This is a genomic window from Pseudomonas sp. StFLB209, assembly GCF_000829415.1.
Taxonomy (GTDB): domain Bacteria; phylum Pseudomonadota; class Gammaproteobacteria; order Pseudomonadales; family Pseudomonadaceae; genus Aquipseudomonas.
The window spans coordinates 218343-236246 of the sequence record NZ_AP014637.1 but is presented as its reverse complement, the minus strand read 5'-3'; the positions used below and the strand labels follow the sequence as shown (position 1 = coordinate 236246).

Below are 17904 nucleotides of genomic sequence, written 5' to 3'. Positions count from 1 at the left end.
GGCTGTCTGCGGTTCAGATCACATAAAATCCATGGGTGCCGTCACGACCCAGTTGCGCCACCAGGCCATATTCCCAGTCCAGGTAAGCCTGCATCGCCTCACGGGGGGCGTCGGTGCCTTCATACGGGCGGCGATAGCGGTCGGTGCGCGCTGAAGCCAGCCGGGTTTCGCCGTGTTCCAGCGGCTGGCCGGCCTTGATCCAGCTGGCGGTGCCGCCCTCAAGCAGGAACACCGGCTTGCCGGTCAGCGCCTCGACCTGGGCCACGGCCAGGCGCGCCAGCTTGCTGCTGCCACAGGTCAGCACATAGCGTTCGGCGCTCGGGATCTTTGCCAGGGCGTTGGCCAGATCGGCGCGCAATGTCCACCAGGCGCCGGGGATATGCTGTTTGACATAGTTGGCGCTGGCGGTGAAATCCAGGACCGCGACGTTGCCCTGAGCCTGCCACTGGGCCAGGGTCTCGGGGCTGATCTGCTCGACCTGCGGGGTTGGCGGGGCGGGGGCGTCCCACTCGCCGCTGGCACTGAAGTCAGCCGGCTGCAAGTCGTCCAGCACGTAGACTTCCCAGCCCAGTTGCGCGAGCCATGAAGCTGACATATTGGCGCGCACGCCGTCGTCATCGGCCAGCACAATGCGCGCGCCACGCACGCTGGCGAAGTGATCGGTTTCCTGCACCAGTTGCCCGCCCGGTGTCGAGCGTGCGCCGGGCACGTGGCCCTTGGCAAATTCTTCCGGGGTGCGCACGTCGAACAGATAAGTGGTGCGCGCGGCCTCTGCCTGGAAACGCTGCAGGTCAGCCAGGCTGGCCCGCTGGACCCGGGCCTTGTCGGCGACCTGGCGGGCGTCGGCGCTGGCGCTCTGGCGGGTTTGTTCACTGACCTGGGCAAAGCGCCGGGCCTGACCATGGTCCAGGGTCTGGCCGGCCAGCAGCCAGCCGATGGTGCCGTTGCGCAGGGCGCTGATCGGGTTGGGCAGGCCGGCGTTGACCAGCGACTGGGTGCCAATGATGCTGCGGGTGCGACCGGCGCAGTTGACGATGATCCGGGTGCTCGGGTCAGGTGCCAGTTCGCGGGCGCGCAGCACCAGTTCGGCGCCGGGCACACTGATCCCGGTGGGGATGCTCATGGTCTGGTATTCGTCGAAGCGGCGGGCATCGAGCACCACCACGTCGGCCTTGGCATCGAGCAGCGCCTTGACCTCTTCGGCGGCCAGCGACGGTGTGCCGCGATGGTGCTCGACCAGTTCGCCAAACGCCTTGCTTGGCACGTTGACGTCGATGAACAACTCACCGCCCGCCGCGCCCCAGCCGGCCAGGCCGCCTTCGAGCAGTTTCACGTCACTGTAGCCCAGCTCGACAAAGCGCTGCACGGCACGCTGCGCCAGGCCTTCGCCGTTGTCGTAGACGGTCACCGGGGTGTCCTTGCGCGGAATCCGCGCCAGCACTTCCAGCTCCAGCTTGGACAGCGGGATGTTGACCGCGAACAGCGGATGCGACTCGGCGAACGGAGCTTCTTCACGCACGTCGACCAGGGCCAGTTCTTGCCGGTCCAGCAGCGCCTGGCGAATATCGGTATAGGAACGGGTTGCTTGTGTAGTCATCGTGCTTGGCTCGCTTCTTTTGACAGATCCCAGATGTTGGGTAGAAAGGCGTTTGAATACCCGGAAATGAACGGCTTCTCGGTGCCGTCGTCGAGGTACACCGCACGCCGCACCGCACCGATGTTGGCGCCGTAGACGTGAATGCTGATCGACACTTGGTCAGCAAAGGCATTGCTGACCTGATGCACATCGTTGCTGCGTGGCGAAAGGGCTTCGACCTGACCAGGCTCCAGGCGGATGGCCGGGCCTTCACGTTCCAGCCGGCCATCGGCGCTGCGCACGAAGCCTTGCGAGTACTCGGCGCCACGCAACATGCCGATCAGACCCCAGACCCGGTGGTCGTGGATCGGTGTGCTCTGGCCCGGTCCCCAGACAAAACTGACGATGGAAAAGCGCTGCCTTGAATCGGCGTGCAGCAGAAACTGCTGGTAGCGGGTGGGGTCCGGGATGGCAAATTCGTCGGGCAGCCAGTCATCGAAGCTGACCAGTTGCGACAACAACTGGCCACCGCGATGCAGCAGGTCGCTCTCGTGCGGATTGCCGTCGATCAGTTCGGCCAGCGCACCGATAAAGGCACGGAGTCTTTCGGGATGAGGCGTGTGTGACATATCCATTCCAGGCGGTGGTGAGGCATGGCTGGATATAAACATAATAGCTGTACTTAATATGCTATTTTTTTATGATTAGAATATAACCAAAAGCTCTTTATAAGCTGTTTTGTCGTTGCGACCTTGCATATGCATCGGTTCGTCCGGGACCCGCCACGCCGCGCGTTCGCACGTTATCGGACTTTCCAGAAAGCGCGAATGGCACTATGCTTTTTGCCTATGTTCCTTTTATGCCTTTATGTGCGGTTCGAATGAAAATTGATGATATCGATGCTTTCGTTGCAGTGATCCGCTGTCAGTCGATCAGCCACGCGGCTGAGTCCTTGCAACTGACCCAGCCGGCCATTACCCGGCGCGTGCAGAATTTCGAGCAGGCGCTGGGGGTCGAGCTGTTCGACCGCAATACCAAACCGCTCAAACCCACTCCCATGGGGCATCAGGTCTATCAGAAGTGCCTGGCGATCCTGCGTGAGATGGACGCCCTGCGCGAGCTGGTGGCCAGCGATACACCGCCCAGCGGCCAGTTGCGTCTCGGCGTGCCGCAGACCATCGGCGATGTGGTGTTGCTCGACGCTCTCAAGCAATTGCGCGGCGAGTTTCCCGAGCTGCGTGCCCAAGTGGTGACCGGTTGGGGCAGCCACCTGATCGGCAAGATCGAGAACGGCGAGCTGGATGCCGCAGCTGCACTGTTTCCGGCCGGCAAGATTTTTCCGGACAACATCCTTGGCCAGTCGATCGGCAAGGTCGAGCTGGTGGTGGTCTGCGCTCGCGAATCGGCGCCGAAAAAGACCGTCAAACTGGCTGACTGTTACCAGCAGGGCTGGGTGCTCAACCCTGACGGCTGCGGTTTTCGTGCCGGCTTGCAACGCACCTTGTCTGACCAGGGGCTGGGCCTGAAGGTCAACCTGGAAACCTTCGGCACTGAGTTGCAACTGGGGCTGGTTGCCGATGGCATGGGGCTGGGGCTGGTGCCACGGCCGTTGCTGGAGCGCAGTGCCCACCGTGAGCAACTGGCGGTGGTCAACCTCAAGGACTTCAAGCCGGTGATGGACCTGTGGCTGGTTTACCCGCGCTTTCTGGGCAATCTGCAAGCGCCGGTCGACGCGTTTGGCAATCTGGTAGCCCATTCGCTCAAGCAGGTGTCAGCCGCAGCCTGAACCGGCTTTGTATAAAAAATCTGCATTATATAAATGGCGATGATCAGAAAATTTAAACATTAGGTTATCGCTAAATAGAATTTCACCGACGTTTCTTATGCGCCTAGCATGGGCCTTGCTCCACTCGGATGTGTGTCGTCCGAGTGACTACCAAGGAAGCTGCCCATGCCTGAAAAAGCCTTTGAGCCTGCCGCCGCCGGCTATCTAACCATCAGCAAGCCTGACCCGGCCCACACGGCTGGCAAACCGGATGCGCGCCGTTGGACGGTTCCGGCATTCGTGGTGCGCCTGCTCAGCCCGCTGGCGTTATTGCTGCTCTGGGAACTGGCCTCCCAGACGGGCCTGTTGCCTGGCCGGGTAATCGCTGCACCTTCGCAGATAGGTGGCACGCTGTGGGAGATGATCAGTTCCGGCGAACTGGCCGGGCACTTATGGGTATCTTTGCAACGTGCCTTGCTCGGCTTGGGCATCGGTGTGGCAATTGGCGTGGCGGCGGCGCTGTTCACCGGGTTGTCGAAACAGGGTGAAGTGATTCTCGACTCACCCATGCAGATGCTGCGCACCATTCCATCCCTGGCGCTGGTGCCGTTGTTCATTCTCTGGTTCGGGATTGGCGAATTCACCAAGGTGGCGCTGATCGTCACCGGCACCACGTTTCCGGTGTATCTGAATCTGTTTTCCGGTATCCGCAATATCGACCCCAAACTGATCGAGGCGGCCAATACCCTGGGCCTGAGCCGCCGCGAACTGATCTGGCATGTGATTCTGCCGGGCGCGCTGCCTTCGTTCTTTGTCGGCCTGCGTTACTCGCTGGGCATCTCGTGGTTGGCCCTGGTGTTTGTCGAGCAGATCAACACCACCGCCGGCATCGGTTACCTGGCCAGTGATGCCCGCGATTTCATGCGCACTGATGTAATCGTCATCTGCCTGTTGATCTACAGCGTTCTGGGCCTGTTGATCGACGGCATCATCCGCACTCTGGAACGCTATGCACTGGCCTGGCGTCCGACCTTCTTGAGGACCTGAACATGAACGCTCTCGACCTGCAGGAACCCGTCGCCGCCCGCTCCAGTGCCGAGCACCAGCCGCCTGTCGCCGTCCAACTGCGTAAGGTGGTGCGCCAGTTCGGCGAGCAGCGGGTGATCGACAATCTGCAACTGGACATTGCCCCCGGCGAATTCGTCGCCCTGCTGGGTGCCAGTGGTTCGGGCAAGACCACCTTGCTGCGCAGCCTGGCCGGGCTCGACAGCATCGAAGGTGGCGAGTTGCGGGTGCCCAAGGCCCGCGCTGCGGTGTTTCAGGAACCGCGGCTGATGCCCTGGAAGCGTGCCTGGAAAAACGTCACCCTTGGCCTGCGCAGCATTGATGCCAAGGCCCGCGCCGAGGCAGCGCTGACCGAGGTTGGCCTGGCGCATCGGATCAATGCCTTTCCGGCGACACTGTCCGGTGGTGAAGCCCAGCGGGTTGCTCTGGCCCGTGCCCTGGTGCGCGAACCGCAACTGCTATTGCTCGATGAACCCTTCGCCGCCCTTGATGCACTGACCCGCATCCGCATGCACCAATTGATCATTGATCTATGGCGCAAACACACCCCGGCGGTGCTGTTGGTGACGCATGACGTGGATGAAGCCATCTTGCTGGCCGACCGGGTCATTGTCCTGGCTCACGGCAAAATCGCCGACCAGATCCATATCGACCTGCCGCGCCAGCGTGACAGCGGCCAGCCTGGCTTCCAGGCAATTCGGGCCCGGTTGCTGGGCTTGCTGGGGGTCAAGGCCGGCGAGCACGGTGCCGCGGTGGATCAGACCTTGACCGCGTTGCGGCGGGTGGCTAATGCCCGCTGAGGCTGGCTGTCAGGCTGTCGTGATGCAGATCGAAGTCGTCCAGCTGATGTTCAGGTGAGGTACCACGAGGTGCGGTCTGTTGTCGGAGCCACTGCTGCCAGGCGCCATCGGGCGAGGTTACGAAGTCCTCACCCAGCGCCAGGCGGTATCTGGCCCAGGTCGCAAAACCAAACTCGGTGATCAGCCCCCATTCATGGCCGCTGCTCAGTGACTGCTCCAGCCAGTGATCGATCTGGCTGGGGCTTTGCCCGGCAAAGGCGGCGGGATACTCGCCAAGCAGCCAGTTGTACAGGCGTTGTTGAAAGACAAACACGGTTGCCTGTTCGAAGGCTTCGAGCTGCTGCGCACCTTGCAGGGCGAAACCGACTGCCCAGGGCTGGCGCTCGCCGGTTACACGGAATGCGGCGATACCTTTGGCGGCCTGCCAGGGTTGCCGGGGCTCTGCGACCCGCAGCTCATCAATCGGACCCAGCGTAAGGTCCAGTTGCCCGGCAGCGAAACTGCTCAGCCAGTGATGCATCACCACCGGATCAGAGAAGCGCAGCAAGCTGGCATTGCCCAACGCGTCCGGCGGGCAGATGAAGTGGCGCAGGTGGTTGGCAATCTCCAGCAGCGCTGCGCCACTGGCCAGCAGGCTCGCACAGGACTGCCAGTGTGGATCGCTCGGCCATGCGTCCCTGAGTGATGCACTGGCCTGTACCAGGATCGGGCCTTGGGCCTGGAAGTCGGCCCAGCGGGTGCCGAGGTACAGCGGTTCGATGTCGAGGGTTTCCTGGCGGCCGTGTAGCTGCCTGAGCGCGTCAGGCATGAGCAGGCCGTCGACCAGCAGGTAGTGCGTCAGGTTCATGGCTTGGCCTTGCGCGCGGCTTGCTCGCATGGCTCGCAACGGGCGCTGCGCTTGAACGTCAACTGCTGGGCTGCTACCCGCAACGGCGGTGGTTCACTGCTCGCGGCAGCGTCCAGAGGGCCTGGCAGCAGAGGTTGGGCGGGGCTGCCGTCGGCGGCCATCCCCAGCGGGTCAGGCAGGGGCAGGGTGCTCATGGTGATGCCAGCGGCATTGATGCTGATGAAGTGTCCGCCGGCCTTGAGGGTGATTTGCTGACCGCCGTCGAGAACCAGCCTGCTGCCGGCCTTGAGATGAATTTCCCGACCGGCCTCGACCAACTGCGCGACGCCCAGCCGCACATGCTGGGTCATGCCGACGCTCAAGTGATCATTGGCCTGGACCTGCGTGCGTCGGTCGGCATCGATAGTGGTGTGCTCATCGGCCAACAGGTGTGAGTAGCTGGTGGCTTCGACCCGCTCGTGGCGTTCGTTGCCAACATGAACTCTCTGGTCGTGGCCGATGCGCTGGTCCCAGTCACGTTGGGCATGGACGAAGATCTGCTCCTGACCCTGGCGGTCGTCGATGCGCACTTCATTGAAGCCGCCACCGCCTGGGCTGCTCATGCTCTTGAACACACTGCGGGTCTTGTGTTCGGGCAGTGGATAGGGATGTGGCTGGTCGGTGTGGTACAGACAGCCGCTGACCAAGGGTTGGTCCGGGTCGCCTTCAATAAAGGTCACCAGCACTTCGGTGCCGACCCTGGGCAAACTGACCGCACCGTAGTGGCTGCCGGCCCAGCCACTGGCCACGCGCATCCAGCAACTGGAGTGCTCGTCGTTTTGACGCTCGCGGTCCCAATGAAAGCGCACCTTGACCCGGCCATGCGGGTCACAGTGAATCTCCTGCCCGGCGGGCCCGGTGACAATAGCGGTCTGGCTGCCCACTACCCGTGGTTTGCGATGGCGCAACGGCGGACGGTACAACGCCTGCGACGGGGTGGCCAGAAAGCGGTTGCGGTAGCCCTGGCTGAATTCGCCATGGGACAGCGCCGCCGGTTCACCGGCTTCTTCAAGCACTTGCGGCTGATGGCCTTCGTGCTGGATCTCGGTCAGCAACCACAACTCATTCCAGACCTCGCGCGGGTGTTCGGTCAGGGGCAGAAAATGGCCGCTGACCAGTTGCGGCTGGTCACTGTGACCCTCGGCCAGCTGATGGTCATGGCGATGGCGTTCCAGAGCGCGGGTAGCAAGCAACTGGCCGTGCTCGCGGTGGCTGAAGCGTGCCGGGTAGACATAGTCTTCAAGGTCGAGCGGGGCGTCACTGCTGGCCTCGCTGTGCAAATGCACCCGTGGGATTGTGAAACTCCAGTCACGCCGGGCGGTACGGTTGCTGCGGGTTTCCAGGCGCAGTTTGAAGCGCTTGACCACCGGTGTCGTGGCGACCATCGAGGTGTTGGGGTTGTAGCGCTGGGGCGCCAGCCGCGGGAAGAACGTCTGGTCGTCGCCAAACACCAGCACGTGGCCTTGCCGGCTATGTTCAAAGTGATAGTGCAAGCCTTCTTCTTCGCACAGGCGCTGGATGAACTGCAGGTCCGACTCCTGATACTGCACGCAGTACTCGCGGGGCGGGTACGGCTTGTGCACATGAAAGCGCCAGGCATCGGCAAGGATGCCGTGCTCCTTGAGCAGCAGGATGATGATCTCCTGCACGCTCTTGTTCTGGAATATTCGCTGGTTGCTGCGGTAAGCGAGATTGGCCAGGCGCGGGCGCAGGCTCAATTGGTAGTGGCTGAGCCGCTGACCGCGATCACCCTGGGCGATGCGCTCGACCTGACCATGAATACCACCGCCCTCGGCGCTCAGTTGCAGGAACGCCGGGCGATGCAGAAAGGCTTGCAGCTCCAGATCCTGGCGTTCACTGACCAGCTGGATATCGAAGCGAAACGGCTCGTTCAGCGCTTCGCGGCCCTGAAAGGCCAGCACCTGAAAATCATGCTGGCCGGGCAGGGTGAGGGTAAAAACGTGCTGTTGGGGGGCGGCGGACATGGCAGATCTCCTTGCGCTGACCGGGGTCGCAGATGTGCGCCGGTTCGGCGGCGTCAGGCGGACAAACCAAGAACTGTGCCGAATACAGAATTTTGTGTTTTATCAATGGGTTGTGGTTTTCCGTGGTGAGTGGCTGGACAGAAAATGAACAAGCTTCGGGCAAGCCATTGCATCTTGCTGCGCAGGGTGTTGCGCATCACTGAAAGCCTCGAAGTTAATGGGTGTGGAGCACAGCAATGGGCTGTGGGGCGCAAATCCCGGGTCATTGATTGCGCAGTTGAAGGTTGTTGGGCCGGTTACAAACAACCAGACGGCGTATCATGGTGCTCTCCAATCCATCGTCAGGGACCTGCCTCGATGAGCACCGTTAAAGCCGAAATCGTCATCACCTATTGCAGTCAGTGCCAATGGCTGTTGCGTGCAGCCTGGCTGGCGCAGGAGTTGCTCAGTACCTTTGGCGATGATCTTGGTCGGGTCTGTCTGGAACCGGGTACGGGCGGGATATTTCGCATCACCTGCGCCGATGTACAAATCTGGGAGCGCAAGGCCGATGGAGGCTTCCCGGAAGCCAAGGTGCTCAAGCAACGGGTGCGTGACCAGATCGATCCGCAACGCGACCTGGGGCACAACGACCGCGTGGCTGAGTAACAGACAGGTCGGCAATCCGGCGGCTGTCACGTTAACGCCATCTTGACGTCATATTCAATTCACCGGTCAGGCGCACGCTACGCCAAAACCTGCCGGAGGTTCAGTATGACCAGCGCCGAATTCGCCAAACCCAGCCGCAAGCAACGGGTACGGACCCTGTGGATCTCCGACGTGCACCTGGGCACTCGTGATTGCCAGGCCGAGCATCTGTCGACCTTCCTCAAAGGCTATCAGGCCGACACGATCTACCTGGTCGGTGACATCATCGATGGCTGGAAGATGCGCGGCGGCATGTACTGGCCCCAGGCGCACACCAACGTTATCCGCCGCCTGCTGACCATGAGCAAGCGTGGCACCGAGGTGATCTACATCACCGGCAACCACGACGAGTTCCTGCGCCGTTACTCGAAGCTGATCCTTGGCAATATCCAATTGGTGGATGAGGCCGAGCACGTCACCGTCGACGGCCGGCGCCTGCTGGTGATCCATGGTGACCAGTTCGACGTGATTACCCGCTACCACCGCTGGCTGGCTTTTCTGGGCGACTCGGCCTACGAATTCACCCTGACCCTCAACCGCTGGCTCAACCACTGGCGCGCCCGCTACGGCTATGGCTACTGGTCGCTGTCGGCGTACCTCAAGCACAAGGTCAAGACCGCAGTGAGCTTCATCAGCGACTTCGAACAGGCCATCGCCCACGAATGCGTGCGCCGAGGACTGGATGGCGTGGTCTGCGGGCATATCCACCATGCGGAAATTCGCGACGTGGGGGATGTGCAGTACCTCAACTGCGGTGACTGGGTCGAGTCCTGCACGGCGCTGATCGAACACCTGGACGGCACCATCGAACTGTATCGACTGGCCGATGCGCAGGGCACGGCGAAACAGCGCGAAGAACACGCGGTGACGGCCTCGTAGGAGCGGCTTCAGCCGCGAACGGGGTTTCCGCGTAGCCGCTCAGCGGCGAATGTTTTCCCGGCTGAAGCGGATCGCCGCCCGGCCGGTCCTACAGCGCATCGCCGCCCGACGGATCGCCGCTCGGCCGGTCCACGGCAAGCCATTTCAGAACGGCACCTTGCCCAGCAGCATGTCGCGGAACATCACGAAATCCGCCAGCAGGCTATAGAACGGATGCTTGAAGGTCGCCGGGCGGTTTTTCTCGAACACGTAGTGCCCGAGCCAGGCGAAACCATAACCGGCCAATGGCACCCACCACAGCAACCACCAGCGGCCACTGCCGATACCGAACGCCAGCAGGAAGATCACCAGGCTGGTGCCGACAAAATGCAGGCGCCGGCAGGTGCTGTTGCGGTGTTCCTGCAAATAGAACGGATAGAACTGCGCGAAACTGGCGAAAGATCTGACGTTTTCCATGCATGACGTCCTCTTGTCGATCAGGTCTGAGTCTAGCCCTGATCGACAAGCCGCGTCATCAGTGACGCCAGAATGCGGGTACGCACAGCACCAGGATGGTGATGATCTCCAGCCGGCCCAGCAGCATGCCGGCCGACAGAATCCATTTGGCGGCATCCGGCAGGCTGGCGAAGTTGCCGGCCGGGCCGATCACTTCACCCAGCCCCGGACCGACCCCGGACACGGTGCTGGCCGCGCCGGTCAGGGCGGTCATCCAGTCCAGGCCGAGCAGCGACAGCAGCAGGGCGATCACGCAGATGGTGATGGTGAAAAAGAACGAAAAGGTCAGGATCGAGCGCACGATCTCGTCGTCCAGCCGGTGGCCGTTGTACTTCTGCTTGATCACCGCCCGCGGGTGGATCAACTGGTTAAGGTTGGCCTTGAGCAGGATGTAGGCGACCTGGAAGCGGAACACCTTCACGCCGCCGGCCGTCGAGCCGGAGCAACCGCCGATGAAGCCCAGGTAGAAAAACAGCATCAGCGAGAAATTGCCCCACAGGCTGTAGTCGCCCAGGGCAAAGCCGGTGGTGGTGATCACCGAGGTGACGTTCAGCGCGACGTGGCGCAGGGCGTCAAGCCATGGCAGGTCAGTGGTCAGGCCGTACCACAGGGTCATCAGCGCCCAGGTGACCAGCAGCAGGCCCAGCAGCCCCTGCACCTGTTCATCCCTGAACAGCGCCTTGCGGTTGCCGCGCAGGGTCGCCACATACAGGGTGAAGGGCAGGCTGCCGAGGATCATCACCACCACTGCGACCCAATGCACCGCCGGTTGCGGCCATTTGGCCAGCGACAGGTCCGAGGTGGAGAAGCCGCCGGTGGAGATCGCCGACATCGCATGGTTGATCGCATCGAAAATGCCCATGCCCGCCCACCAGAACGCCAGGCTGCCGAACACGGTAAAGCCGACATAGGCGAGGATGATGTACTTGGCCACCATGTGCGAACGGGGCATGACCTTTTCCGAGCGGTCCGAGGACTCGGTCTGGAACAGCCGCATGCCGCCGATGCGCAGCAACGGCAGGATCGCCACCGCCATGCCGATAAAGCCGATGCCGCCCAGCCAGTGCAGCATCGAGCGCCAGATCAGGATGCCCGGCGACATGCTGTCCAGGTGGTTAAGCACGGTTGAACCGGTGGCCGTGATACCCGACATGCTTTCAAAGAACGAGTCGGTATAGCTGATATGGGTGGTCAGCAAGAACGGCAGGGCGGCGAAGATGCACACCACGATCCAGCTCGACACGGTCAGCATGTACATGTCCCGCGGGCGCAGGTGCACATGTTCCGGGCGCCCGGGCATCACCAGCGCAAGACCTGCGATAAAGGTGATGGCGCTGGCCCACAGGAACGAGCGCAGGTCTTCGAAACGGTCGTAGATCACCAGGGTCAGCATCGGCACGATCATCGAGATCGCCAGGGTGATCAGGAAGATGCCGATGATAAAACCGATGATGCGAAGGGTCGGCAACGCCATGAAACTGCTCGGACGGGTGGGGAAGGAGGCGCCATTCTACCTGCGCTTGAGGCCATGTAAACCGCTAGCCCAAGAGTAGCTGTTTATCGCGTTTGCACTCGTTATTGATAGCCGCTGTGGCCTAGAATGCCCGACCACCTTTCAAGGAGATTCGCCCATGCAGGCGCTCGATGTATTGCTCAACCGTGTTTCGGTCCCGCGTCTGGTCGAGCCGGCCCCGGATGCCGCGCAGCGTGAAATCCTGTTCGGCGCGGCGTTGCGTGCGCCTGATCATGGTCTGCTCAAGCCGTACCGTTTCCTGAGCGTCGAAGGCCCGGCCCGTGAGCGCATGGGTGACCTGCTGGCCGAAGCACTGCTGCTGCAAGACCCCGAGGCCAGCGCGCAACAACTGGACAAGGCGCGCCTGGGGCCGTTGCGTGCGCCGTTGGTCGTGGTGGTGGTCGCCCGTTTGCAGGATCACCCCAAGGTGCCCCGCAGCGAACAGCGTCTGACCACCGGCTGCGCCGCCCACGGGGTGTTGCTGGCGGCTTATGCGCTGGGCCTGGGCGGCGTCTGGCGCACCGGCGAGCTGTCGTTTTCGGCCCATGTAGCCAAGGGTTTTGGCCTGAGTGATGACGAAGAAGTGCTGGGTTTTCTATACCTTGGCACCCCGCAGAACCCGCCCCGTGTGGCCGCCAAGGAAGATCCAGCAGCGTTCGTCAGCGCCTGGCAGGGCTGACCCGATAGGGGGCGGCCGGGCGGCGATCCGTCGGCCGGCGATCTGCTTTAGCCGCGAGCCGCAATGTAGGACTAATGCCGATCGGTTAAGGTCGGCGCGGTTCTCTGTGGGAACGAGCTTGCTCGTGAAGACGACTTTACATTCACAGCAGATGTGCCGATTTTACTGGCCCTTTCGCGACCAAGGTCGCTCCCACAGAGGGGCCGTGTTTGCTGTGCGGGCATGAGCGGCTAAGCGGGAGGCCCGCTCACTGGCACCAGCGGCAGTTCGAGTATTGCCACAAAGCCTCCGTCGGGATGGTTGCTCAGGCTCAGGCTGCCGCCGTGCCGTTCGGCGGCGCGTTTGGCAATCGCCAGGCCCAAACCATGACCGGCAGCCGTTTGACCCGGTGCACGAAAGAACGGCTCGCCCAGCTGTGCCAGATGCTCTGCCGGTGCGCCGGGGCCGTGATCGCGGACGCTGATGCGGATCTGCTCGCCGCTGCGCTGGGCGCTCAGTTGTACGGGGCGCTCCGGCGGGCTGAAGCGTCGGGCGTTGCGCAGCAGGTTGTCGACGGCGCGTTCGATCATGTCCGGCCAGCCTTCAACGCTCAGCGGGTTGGCGACCTGCAGCTCGATGTCCGGTGGCAGGCCATCGAGCAACGCATCGTTGCGCAACCGGTGCAGCAGTTCATTGAGGTCCACCGGTTCGGCCTTGGCCAGGTCAGCATCCAGCCGCGCCAACGCCAGAATCTCGCTGATCAGCGCTTCGAGGCGGTCGCACTCGCGATCCAGGCGTGGCCAGAGTTTTTCCCGCTCTTGCGGGGTGGCCCGGCCGGCCAAGGCCAGGGCGATACGCAGCCGGGCCAGCGGCGAGCGCAATTCGTGGGACACATCGCGCAGTAACTGACGCTGGCTGCCGATCAGGCTTTGCAGACGTGCGCCCATGCGGTTGAAGTCATTGGCCAGCACGCCGAATTCGTCACGCCGGTTGGCCAGTTGCGCCAGGCTGTGCTGTTGATAGCTGGTCTGGCCGAGGTCATAGACCGCGCTGCGCAAGCGGCTCAGCGGGCGGGTGATCGACAGGGTCACCATCAGGCTGAACAGGGTCAGCACCACCAGGGCAATGAACAGCGCGCTGAGCGGCCAGACCAGGCTCTGGCGATGCCACTGCTCAAGCTCAGGGTGCGGAATGCGATAAATCAGCAGGTAGGTTTCGCCGCTGGTCTCGCTGGTGTATTCGGTGGTCAGCCGCCGCCACGGCAATTGCTTGGGGTCGTTTTTCTGGCGGGCTTCGAAGGCTGCGGCGCGGGGCGGGAAAGTACCGGGGATTACCGCTTCACCGTTGCTGTTGAGCACCTGCACATCAATGCGGTGGCGATGCTTGAGTTTTTCCAGGTAATCCTGGGCGGCATCGGGCCCCTGTTCCTCAAAGCGCTTGGTCCACTTCTGCGGCAGCTCGTTGAGCACCGGGTGGCGGTTAAGCACCCAGGCATCCTGGTTGAGCATGTGCCCGACCAGAATCGACAGCCCTGCCACCAGGGCTATGGCCAGCCAGAAACTGGCCAGGATTCGCCAGAACAATGAACGCACGGAGCAACCTCTCTGCAACGGGAAAACCCGGCATGCGGGGCATGCCGGGTCGCGATGATGACATCACGAGGGGGATTATTGCGCCTTTTTGGCCTTTTCAGCTTTCCAGGCCTGGAATTCAGCCCACTCGGCGCGACGTTCCTCGCGCTTTTTCTTGTCGGCGTCGAATTCCTTCTGCTGCTCAGGGGTCAGCAAGCCACGGATCGCGGTGTCAGTCTTGGTGCGGCTGGCTTCGAGCTCATCCTTCATGGCCTTCTGGTCTGCCGCGGGCAGCTTGGCCAGGAAGCGCTCGTTGATTTCCTTGCGGGCGTGGGCCTGTTCACCCATCAGTTTGCCGATCTGCTGGCGCTGCTCGCGGCTCAGGTCCAGGTCACCGAATGGGCCGCCACGGTGTTTGCCTGGGCCGTGGTCCTGGTGAAAGCGCGGGCCGCCGTCGTGGCCGTCTGCCGGGGCTACGGGTGCAGCCATGGCCACGGTTGGCAGGGCAGCGGCAAACATCAGAGCGGTAAGGGTCTTGCGCATGGTGTGTCTCCTGATTTCCAGTCCGGCTCGTTGCCGTTGGAGCCCAGTTTAGGGAGATCAAGGTCAAGCGCGGTCAACCCTGCGTAAAGCTTGGGTAAAGAGATTGTAGGAGCGAGCTTGCTCGCGAAGAGGCCGTTGAAACCACAGTATCTGCTGCGAATGTCTCACCCCCTTCGCGAGCGAGACGGATTGCCGCCCGGCCGCCTCTACACGCTGTAGTAATAGCCACGACTGCGCAACGCCACGATGCGTGGCCGGCCATCCGGGTGCGGGCCGATCTTCTTGCGCAGGTTGCTGACATGCATGTCCAGGCTGCGGTCATACAATGTCAGCTTGCGGCCCAGCGCCAGTTGCGCCAGTTCCTGTTTGTCCAGTGGCTCGCCGGGCTGGCTGAGCAGCGCTTCAAGCAGGCGACTTTCCGAGACGGTCAGGGTCATCTCTTTTTCGTCGATGCTGACCACGCCACGTAGCGGGCTGAAGCTCAGGTCACCCAACTCAAGCTGGCTTGAAGTGCTGACCGGGTGGCTGCGGCGCAACACGGCGCGCAGCCGTGCGGTCAGTTCACGCGGGTCGCAAGGCTTGGCCAGGTAATCGTCAGCGCCCAGTTCCAGACCCAGAATGCGGTCCAGCGGCTCGCCACGGGCCGAGAGCATCAGCACCGGCAGGTCGGGGTGTTCATTGCGCAATTGCTTGAGCAACTCCAGGCCGCTGCCATCAGGCAGCATCACATCCAGCACCACGGCCGCCGGGGCGGCCTCGTTCAAGGCCTTGCGCGCACTTTGACCGTCGTGACAGGCCCGCACCTGAAAGCCTTCCTGGGACAACCAGCTGCCCAGCAGCTCACACAGCTCCTGGTCATCGTCAATCAATAACAGTTCGCTCATGACTTACTCTATCGGGCCAATGACAGGTGCGCGGCTCAGGGCAGAACCTGACGGAACGGCTTGACCACAACCTGGGCATAGACACCGGCGGCGACGAACGGGTCGGCCTCGGCCCAGCTCTGCGCGGCAGCCAGCGACTCGAATTCGGCGACGATCAGGCTGCCGCTGAAGCCGGCCGGGCCTGGGTCGTTGCTGTCGATGGCCGGGTGAGGGCCAGCCAGCACCAGACGACCGGCGTCTTTCAGAGCGTTGAGGCGCTCCAGGTGAGCGGGGCGCACGCTCAGGCGTTTTTCCAGGGAGTCCGCAGTATCAGTGGCAATGATGGCGTAGAGCATGTCAGTCCTTGGGTTTGGTCGCAGAATCAGGTGCGGAGTCGCTCAGGTAGCGGGCCAGGTACAGGCCCTGGCCGACCAGGAATACCAGGGTCATGGCCAGGCTGCCGAAGACCTTGAAGTCGACCCAGAAGTCTTGATAGGTAAAGGCTACGTACAAGTTGGCGGCGCCGCTGAATACGAAGAAGATGATCCAGGCGATGTTCAGGCGTACCCAGACCGCTTGCGGCAGGGTCAGCGCGTGGCCCATGACCCGCTGGACCAGCGGCTTGTCACCAATGAAATGGCTGCCGAGAAAAGCCAGGGCGAACAGCCAGTTGACCACCGGGGCTTTCCATTTGAGGAAGGTTTCGCTGTGGAACGCCAGGGTCAGGCTACCGAACACCAGGCACGCCCCCAGGGTCAGCCACTGGCTTTTTTCGAGCATGCGCTGCTTGAAATACAGCACGCCGTAGACCACCACGGAGCTGATGATCAGCACCGCGGTGGCGCTGAAGATGCCGCCGACCGACACTTGATGGCCGAGCAGCTCGACAGTACGCGGGTCGGTTTTATAAACGATGAAGAACAGCAGCAGCGGGATGAAATCGATGAATTGTTTCACAATGGCAGCCAGAAGCGGGATGTGGCGGCATAATAACAAACATCCAAGACCGCGAAAGCTCTCCCATGATTGTTGATCTGCACTGCCACAGTACGGCCTCCGATGGCGCCCTTGCCCCTGCGCGGGTGGTTGCCCGGGCTCATGAAAATGGCGTGCGGGTGCTGGCGCTGACCGACCACGACACCATTGAAGGGCTGCCTGAAGCCCACACGGCGGCCCGCGAGCTGGGCATGCAACTGATCAACGGCGTCGAGTTGTCGTGCACCTGGGGCGGGGCGACCATCCATATATTGGGTTACGGTTTTGCCCTCGACGCCCCAGCGCTCAAAGAGGCCATCGACCGCCTGCACCACGGGCGCTGGCTGCGCGCCGAGGAAATCAGCCGAAAACTTGAACTAAAGGGCATGCCCGGCGCTCTTCAGGGAGCAAGGGCCGTGCAACAGGCGTTGGGCGACAGTGGCAATGCCCCGGCCAGGCCGCACTTTGCCGACTATCTGGTCAATGCCGGATACGTCAAGGATCGTGGCGAGGCGTTTCGCAAGTGGCTGGGCGCCGGCAAGCTTGGGGACGTCAAGCAACACTGGCCGACCCTTGAAGAAACGGTCGCGACCCTGCGTGCTTCCGGCGCGTGGGTCAGCCTGGCACACCCGATGCACTATGATTTCACCCGTAGCAAGCGACGCCGCCTGGTCGGCGACTTTCTCCAGGCCGGTGGCCATGCCATCGAAGCGGTCAACGGCATGCAGCCCGCCGAGCAGGTCGGTACGCTGGCCATCCTGGCCCGGGAGTTTGGCATGCTGGTCAGTGCCGGCAGCGATTTCCACGGGCCGGGACACTGGTCGGAAATCGGTATTTACCGGCCGCTGCCCGAAGATCTGCCGCCGCTATGGAACCGTTTCAAACAAGAACCCGTGATTGCTGCTGTATGACACAGGAAGTTACCGTGAGCCAATTCTTTCAGGTCCACCCGGAGAACCCGCAACCACGCCTGATCAAACAGGCGGTGGAGATCATCAAGGCCGGCGGGCTGGTGGTGTACCCGACCGACTCGTCCTATGCCCTGGGCTGCCAGATCGGCGACAAGAGCGCCATCGAGCGTATCCGCCGCCTGCGCCAACTGGACGACAAGCACAATTTCACCCTGATGTGCTGCGACCTGTCGCAGCTGGGGCTGTTTGCCAAGGTCGACACCGGGGCTTTCCGCGCCCTCAAGGCCCATACTCCCGGCCCTTATACCTTCATCCTCAACGCCACCCGTGAAGTACCGCGTCTGGTGCTGCATCCCAAGCGCCGCACCATCGGCCTGCGGGTGCCGGGGCATCCGATTGCCCAGGCGTTGCTGGCGCAACTGGGCGAGGCGATGATGAGCGTCAGCCTGATCCTGCCCGGCGACAGCTTGCCGCTGAGCGACCCCGAGGATATGCGCGACCGCCTTGAACACCACGTCGACCTGATTATCGACGGCGGTATCGGCGGCGTCTCGGCCTCCACGGTAATCAACCTGTCCGATGGCGAGCCGCAGATCGTACGGATTGGCTGTGGTGACCCGACGCCGTTTGCCGAGCCCGCCTGATGAGCGAACTCGACGGCCCGGCGCAACTTGATCAACAGCTGGCGCGGGTCTATGGCCAGCCGTTCACCCAGTTGCCGCTGGACCTGTA

The 17904-nt window shown here is 62.5% G+C and carries 19 protein-coding genes; 8 read left to right on the top strand and 11 right to left on the bottom strand.

Annotated elements, in window-relative coordinates; genetic code table 11:
• Positions 1-13 precede the first annotated feature (13 nt).
• Together PSCI_RS01045 and PSCI_RS01040 are read right to left on the bottom strand one after the other, a co-directional pair.
• On the bottom strand, positions 14-1597 hold the full coding sequence (locus PSCI_RS01045; protein ID WP_045481651.1) for a rhodanese homology domain-containing protein: 1584 nt from the start codon (positions 1595-1597) through the stop codon (positions 14-16).
• Positions 1594-2205 carry a cysteine dioxygenase gene (locus PSCI_RS01040; RefSeq protein ID WP_045481648.1) on the bottom strand — a complete coding sequence of 204 codons (612 nt, stop codon included), beginning with the start codon at positions 2203-2205 and terminating at the stop codon, positions 1594-1596. Before PSCI_RS01040 ends, PSCI_RS01045 begins: the two co-directional genes overlap by 4 nt.
• Before the next feature lie 251 nt (positions 2206-2456).
• Between PSCI_RS01040 and PSCI_RS01035 the strand changes: the two genes are divergently transcribed.
• The 3 genes from PSCI_RS01035 (at position 2457) to PSCI_RS01025 (ending at position 5206) form a co-directional block, all read left to right on the top strand.
• Positions 2457-3362 (top strand): LysR family transcriptional regulator, encoded by a 906-nt coding sequence (locus PSCI_RS01035; RefSeq protein WP_045481645.1) that lies wholly within the window; start codon positions 2457-2459, stop codon positions 3360-3362.
• Positions 3363-3527: 165 nt separating this feature from the next.
• On the top strand, positions 3528-4388 hold the full coding sequence (locus PSCI_RS01030; RefSeq protein WP_045481641.1) for an ABC transporter permease: 861 nt from the start codon (positions 3528-3530) through the stop codon (positions 4386-4388).
• A 2-nt stretch (positions 4389-4390) separates the two neighbouring features.
• Positions 4391-5206, top strand: a complete 816-nt coding sequence (locus PSCI_RS01025; protein ID WP_084709805.1) for an ABC transporter ATP-binding protein — start codon at positions 4391-4393, stop codon at positions 5204-5206.
• Here the strand turns inward: PSCI_RS01025 and PSCI_RS01020 are convergent.
• Positions 5193-6053 carry a DUF4123 domain-containing protein gene (locus PSCI_RS01020; RefSeq protein ID WP_045481638.1) on the bottom strand — a complete coding sequence of 287 codons (861 nt, stop codon included), beginning with the start codon at positions 6051-6053 and terminating at the stop codon, positions 5193-5195. The two genes, PSCI_RS01025 and PSCI_RS01020, sit on opposite strands and share 14 nt — an antisense overlap.
• Positions 6050-8077, bottom strand: coding sequence for a type VI secretion system Vgr family protein (gene tssI / locus PSCI_RS01015; protein ID WP_045481634.1), 2028 nt, complete (start codon positions 8075-8077; stop codon positions 6050-6052). The genes PSCI_RS01020 and tssI overlap by 4 nt, the downstream gene beginning before the upstream one ends.
• A 357-nt stretch (positions 8078-8434) precedes the next feature.
• Here tssI and PSCI_RS01010 point away from each other — a divergent pair, with 357 nt between their 5' ends.
• Positions 8435-8725 (top strand): SelT/SelW/SelH family protein, encoded by a 291-nt coding sequence (locus PSCI_RS01010; protein WP_045481630.1) that lies wholly within the window; start codon positions 8435-8437, stop codon positions 8723-8725.
• A gap of 105 nt (positions 8726-8830) precedes the next feature.
• Positions 8831-9643, top strand: a complete 813-nt coding sequence (locus PSCI_RS01005; RefSeq protein ID WP_045481627.1) for a UDP-2,3-diacylglucosamine diphosphatase — start codon at positions 8831-8833, stop codon at positions 9641-9643.
• Between the two features lie 144 nt (positions 9644-9787).
• Here the strand turns inward: PSCI_RS01005 and PSCI_RS01000 are convergent, their stop codons facing one another.
• Together PSCI_RS01000 and PSCI_RS00995 are read right to left on the bottom strand one after the other, a co-directional pair.
• Positions 9788-10099, bottom strand: a complete 312-nt coding sequence (locus PSCI_RS01000; protein ID WP_045481624.1) for a DUF962 domain-containing protein — start codon at positions 10097-10099, stop codon at positions 9788-9790.
• Positions 10100-10157: 58 nt separating this feature from the next.
• Positions 10158-11612 (bottom strand): TrkH family potassium uptake protein, encoded by a 1455-nt coding sequence (locus PSCI_RS00995; RefSeq protein ID WP_045481621.1) that lies wholly within the window; start codon positions 11610-11612, stop codon positions 10158-10160.
• Positions 11613-11769: 157 nt separating this feature from the next.
• On the opposite strand from PSCI_RS00995, the gene PSCI_RS00990 reads away from it, so the two are divergent.
• The gene (locus tag PSCI_RS00990) at positions 11770-12330 is read left to right on the top strand and encodes a nitroreductase family protein (protein ID WP_045481619.1); all 561 of its coding nucleotides are present in this window, start codon (positions 11770-11772) and stop codon (positions 12328-12330) included.
• 230 nt (positions 12331-12560) lie between these two features.
• Here PSCI_RS00990 and PSCI_RS00985 read toward each other — a convergent pair whose 3' ends face one another.
• The 5 genes from PSCI_RS00985 to PSCI_RS00965 all read right to left on the bottom strand — a co-directional run bounded on the left by PSCI_RS00985 (position 12561) and on the right by PSCI_RS00965 (position 16243).
• On the bottom strand, positions 12561-13901 hold the full coding sequence (locus tag PSCI_RS00985; RefSeq protein ID WP_045481616.1) for a sensor histidine kinase: 1341 nt from the start codon (positions 13899-13901) through the stop codon (positions 12561-12563).
• 75 nt (positions 13902-13976) lie between these two features.
• Complete coding sequence (locus tag PSCI_RS00980) at positions 13977-14423, bottom strand: Spy/CpxP family protein refolding chaperone (RefSeq protein ID WP_045481613.1); 447 nt, start codon at positions 14421-14423, stop codon at positions 13977-13979.
• A gap of 206 nt (positions 14424-14629) precedes the next feature.
• Positions 14630-15307: a response regulator transcription factor gene (locus tag PSCI_RS00975; protein WP_045481611.1), complete on the bottom strand. Its 678-nt coding sequence runs from the start codon at positions 15305-15307 to the stop codon at positions 14630-14632.
• Positions 15308-15342: 35 nt separating this feature from the next.
• Positions 15343-15642: a YciI family protein gene (locus PSCI_RS00970; RefSeq protein ID WP_045481609.1), complete on the bottom strand. Its 300-nt coding sequence runs from the start codon at positions 15640-15642 to the stop codon at positions 15343-15345.
• A gap of 1 nt (position 15643) precedes the next feature.
• Entirely contained in the window at positions 15644-16243 is a 600-nt protein-coding gene (locus tag PSCI_RS00965; RefSeq protein WP_045481607.1) for a septation protein A, read from the bottom strand.
• A gap of 65 nt (positions 16244-16308) precedes the next feature.
• Here PSCI_RS00965 and PSCI_RS00960 point away from each other — a divergent pair, with 65 nt between their 5' ends.
• Together PSCI_RS00960 and PSCI_RS00955 are read left to right on the top strand one after the other, a co-directional pair.
• Positions 16309-17172 (top strand): PHP domain-containing protein, encoded by an 864-nt coding sequence (locus PSCI_RS00960; protein ID WP_045481605.1) that lies wholly within the window; start codon positions 16309-16311, stop codon positions 17170-17172.
• A 14-nt stretch (positions 17173-17186) separates the two neighbouring features.
• Positions 17187-17816 (top strand): L-threonylcarbamoyladenylate synthase, encoded by a 630-nt coding sequence (locus PSCI_RS00955; protein WP_045481603.1) that lies wholly within the window; start codon positions 17187-17189, stop codon positions 17814-17816.
• Positions 17817-17904 lie beyond the last annotated feature (88 nt).

Excerpts from the sequence above, each read along its gene's own strand:
- PSCI_RS01045 (WP_045481651.1), bottom strand. The coding sequence starts at position 1,597 with ATGACTACACAAGCAACCCGTTCCTATACCGATATTCGCCAGGCGCTG.
- PSCI_RS01040 (WP_045481648.1), bottom strand. The coding sequence starts at position 2,205 with ATGTCACACACGCCTCATCCCGAAAGACTCCGTGCCTTTATCGGTGCG.
- PSCI_RS01035 (WP_045481645.1), top strand. The coding sequence starts at position 2,457 with ATGAAAATTGATGATATCGATGCTTTCGTTGCAGTGATCCGCTGTCAG.
- PSCI_RS01030 (WP_045481641.1), top strand. The coding sequence starts at position 3,528 with ATGCCTGAAAAAGCCTTTGAGCCTGCCGCCGCCGGCTATCTAACCATC.
- PSCI_RS01025 (WP_084709805.1), top strand. The coding sequence starts at position 4,391 with ATGAACGCTCTCGACCTGCAGGAACCCGTCGCCGCCCGCTCCAGTGCC.
- PSCI_RS01020 (WP_045481638.1), bottom strand. The coding sequence starts at position 6,053 with ATGAACCTGACGCACTACCTGCTGGTCGACGGCCTGCTCATGCCTGAC.
- tssI (WP_045481634.1), bottom strand. The coding sequence starts at position 8,077 with ATGTCCGCCGCCCCCCAACAGCACGTTTTTACCCTCACCCTGCCCGGC.
- PSCI_RS01010 (WP_045481630.1), top strand. The coding sequence starts at position 8,435 with ATGAGCACCGTTAAAGCCGAAATCGTCATCACCTATTGCAGTCAGTGC.
- PSCI_RS01005 (WP_045481627.1), top strand. The coding sequence starts at position 8,831 with ATGACCAGCGCCGAATTCGCCAAACCCAGCCGCAAGCAACGGGTACGG.
- PSCI_RS01000 (WP_045481624.1), bottom strand. The coding sequence starts at position 10,099 with ATGGAAAACGTCAGATCTTTCGCCAGTTTCGCGCAGTTCTATCCGTTC.
- PSCI_RS00995 (WP_045481621.1), bottom strand. The coding sequence starts at position 11,612 with ATGGCGTTGCCGACCCTTCGCATCATCGGTTTTATCATCGGCATCTTC.
- PSCI_RS00990 (WP_045481619.1), top strand. The coding sequence starts at position 11,770 with ATGCAGGCGCTCGATGTATTGCTCAACCGTGTTTCGGTCCCGCGTCTG.
- PSCI_RS00980 (WP_045481613.1), bottom strand. The coding sequence starts at position 14,423 with ATGCGCAAGACCCTTACCGCTCTGATGTTTGCCGCTGCCCTGCCAACC.
- PSCI_RS00975 (WP_045481611.1), bottom strand. The coding sequence starts at position 15,307 with ATGAGCGAACTGTTATTGATTGACGATGACCAGGAGCTGTGTGAGCTG.
- PSCI_RS00970 (WP_045481609.1), bottom strand. The coding sequence starts at position 15,642 with ATGCTCTACGCCATCATTGCCACTGATACTGCGGACTCCCTGGAAAAA.
- PSCI_RS00960 (WP_045481605.1), top strand. The coding sequence starts at position 16,309 with ATGATTGTTGATCTGCACTGCCACAGTACGGCCTCCGATGGCGCCCTT.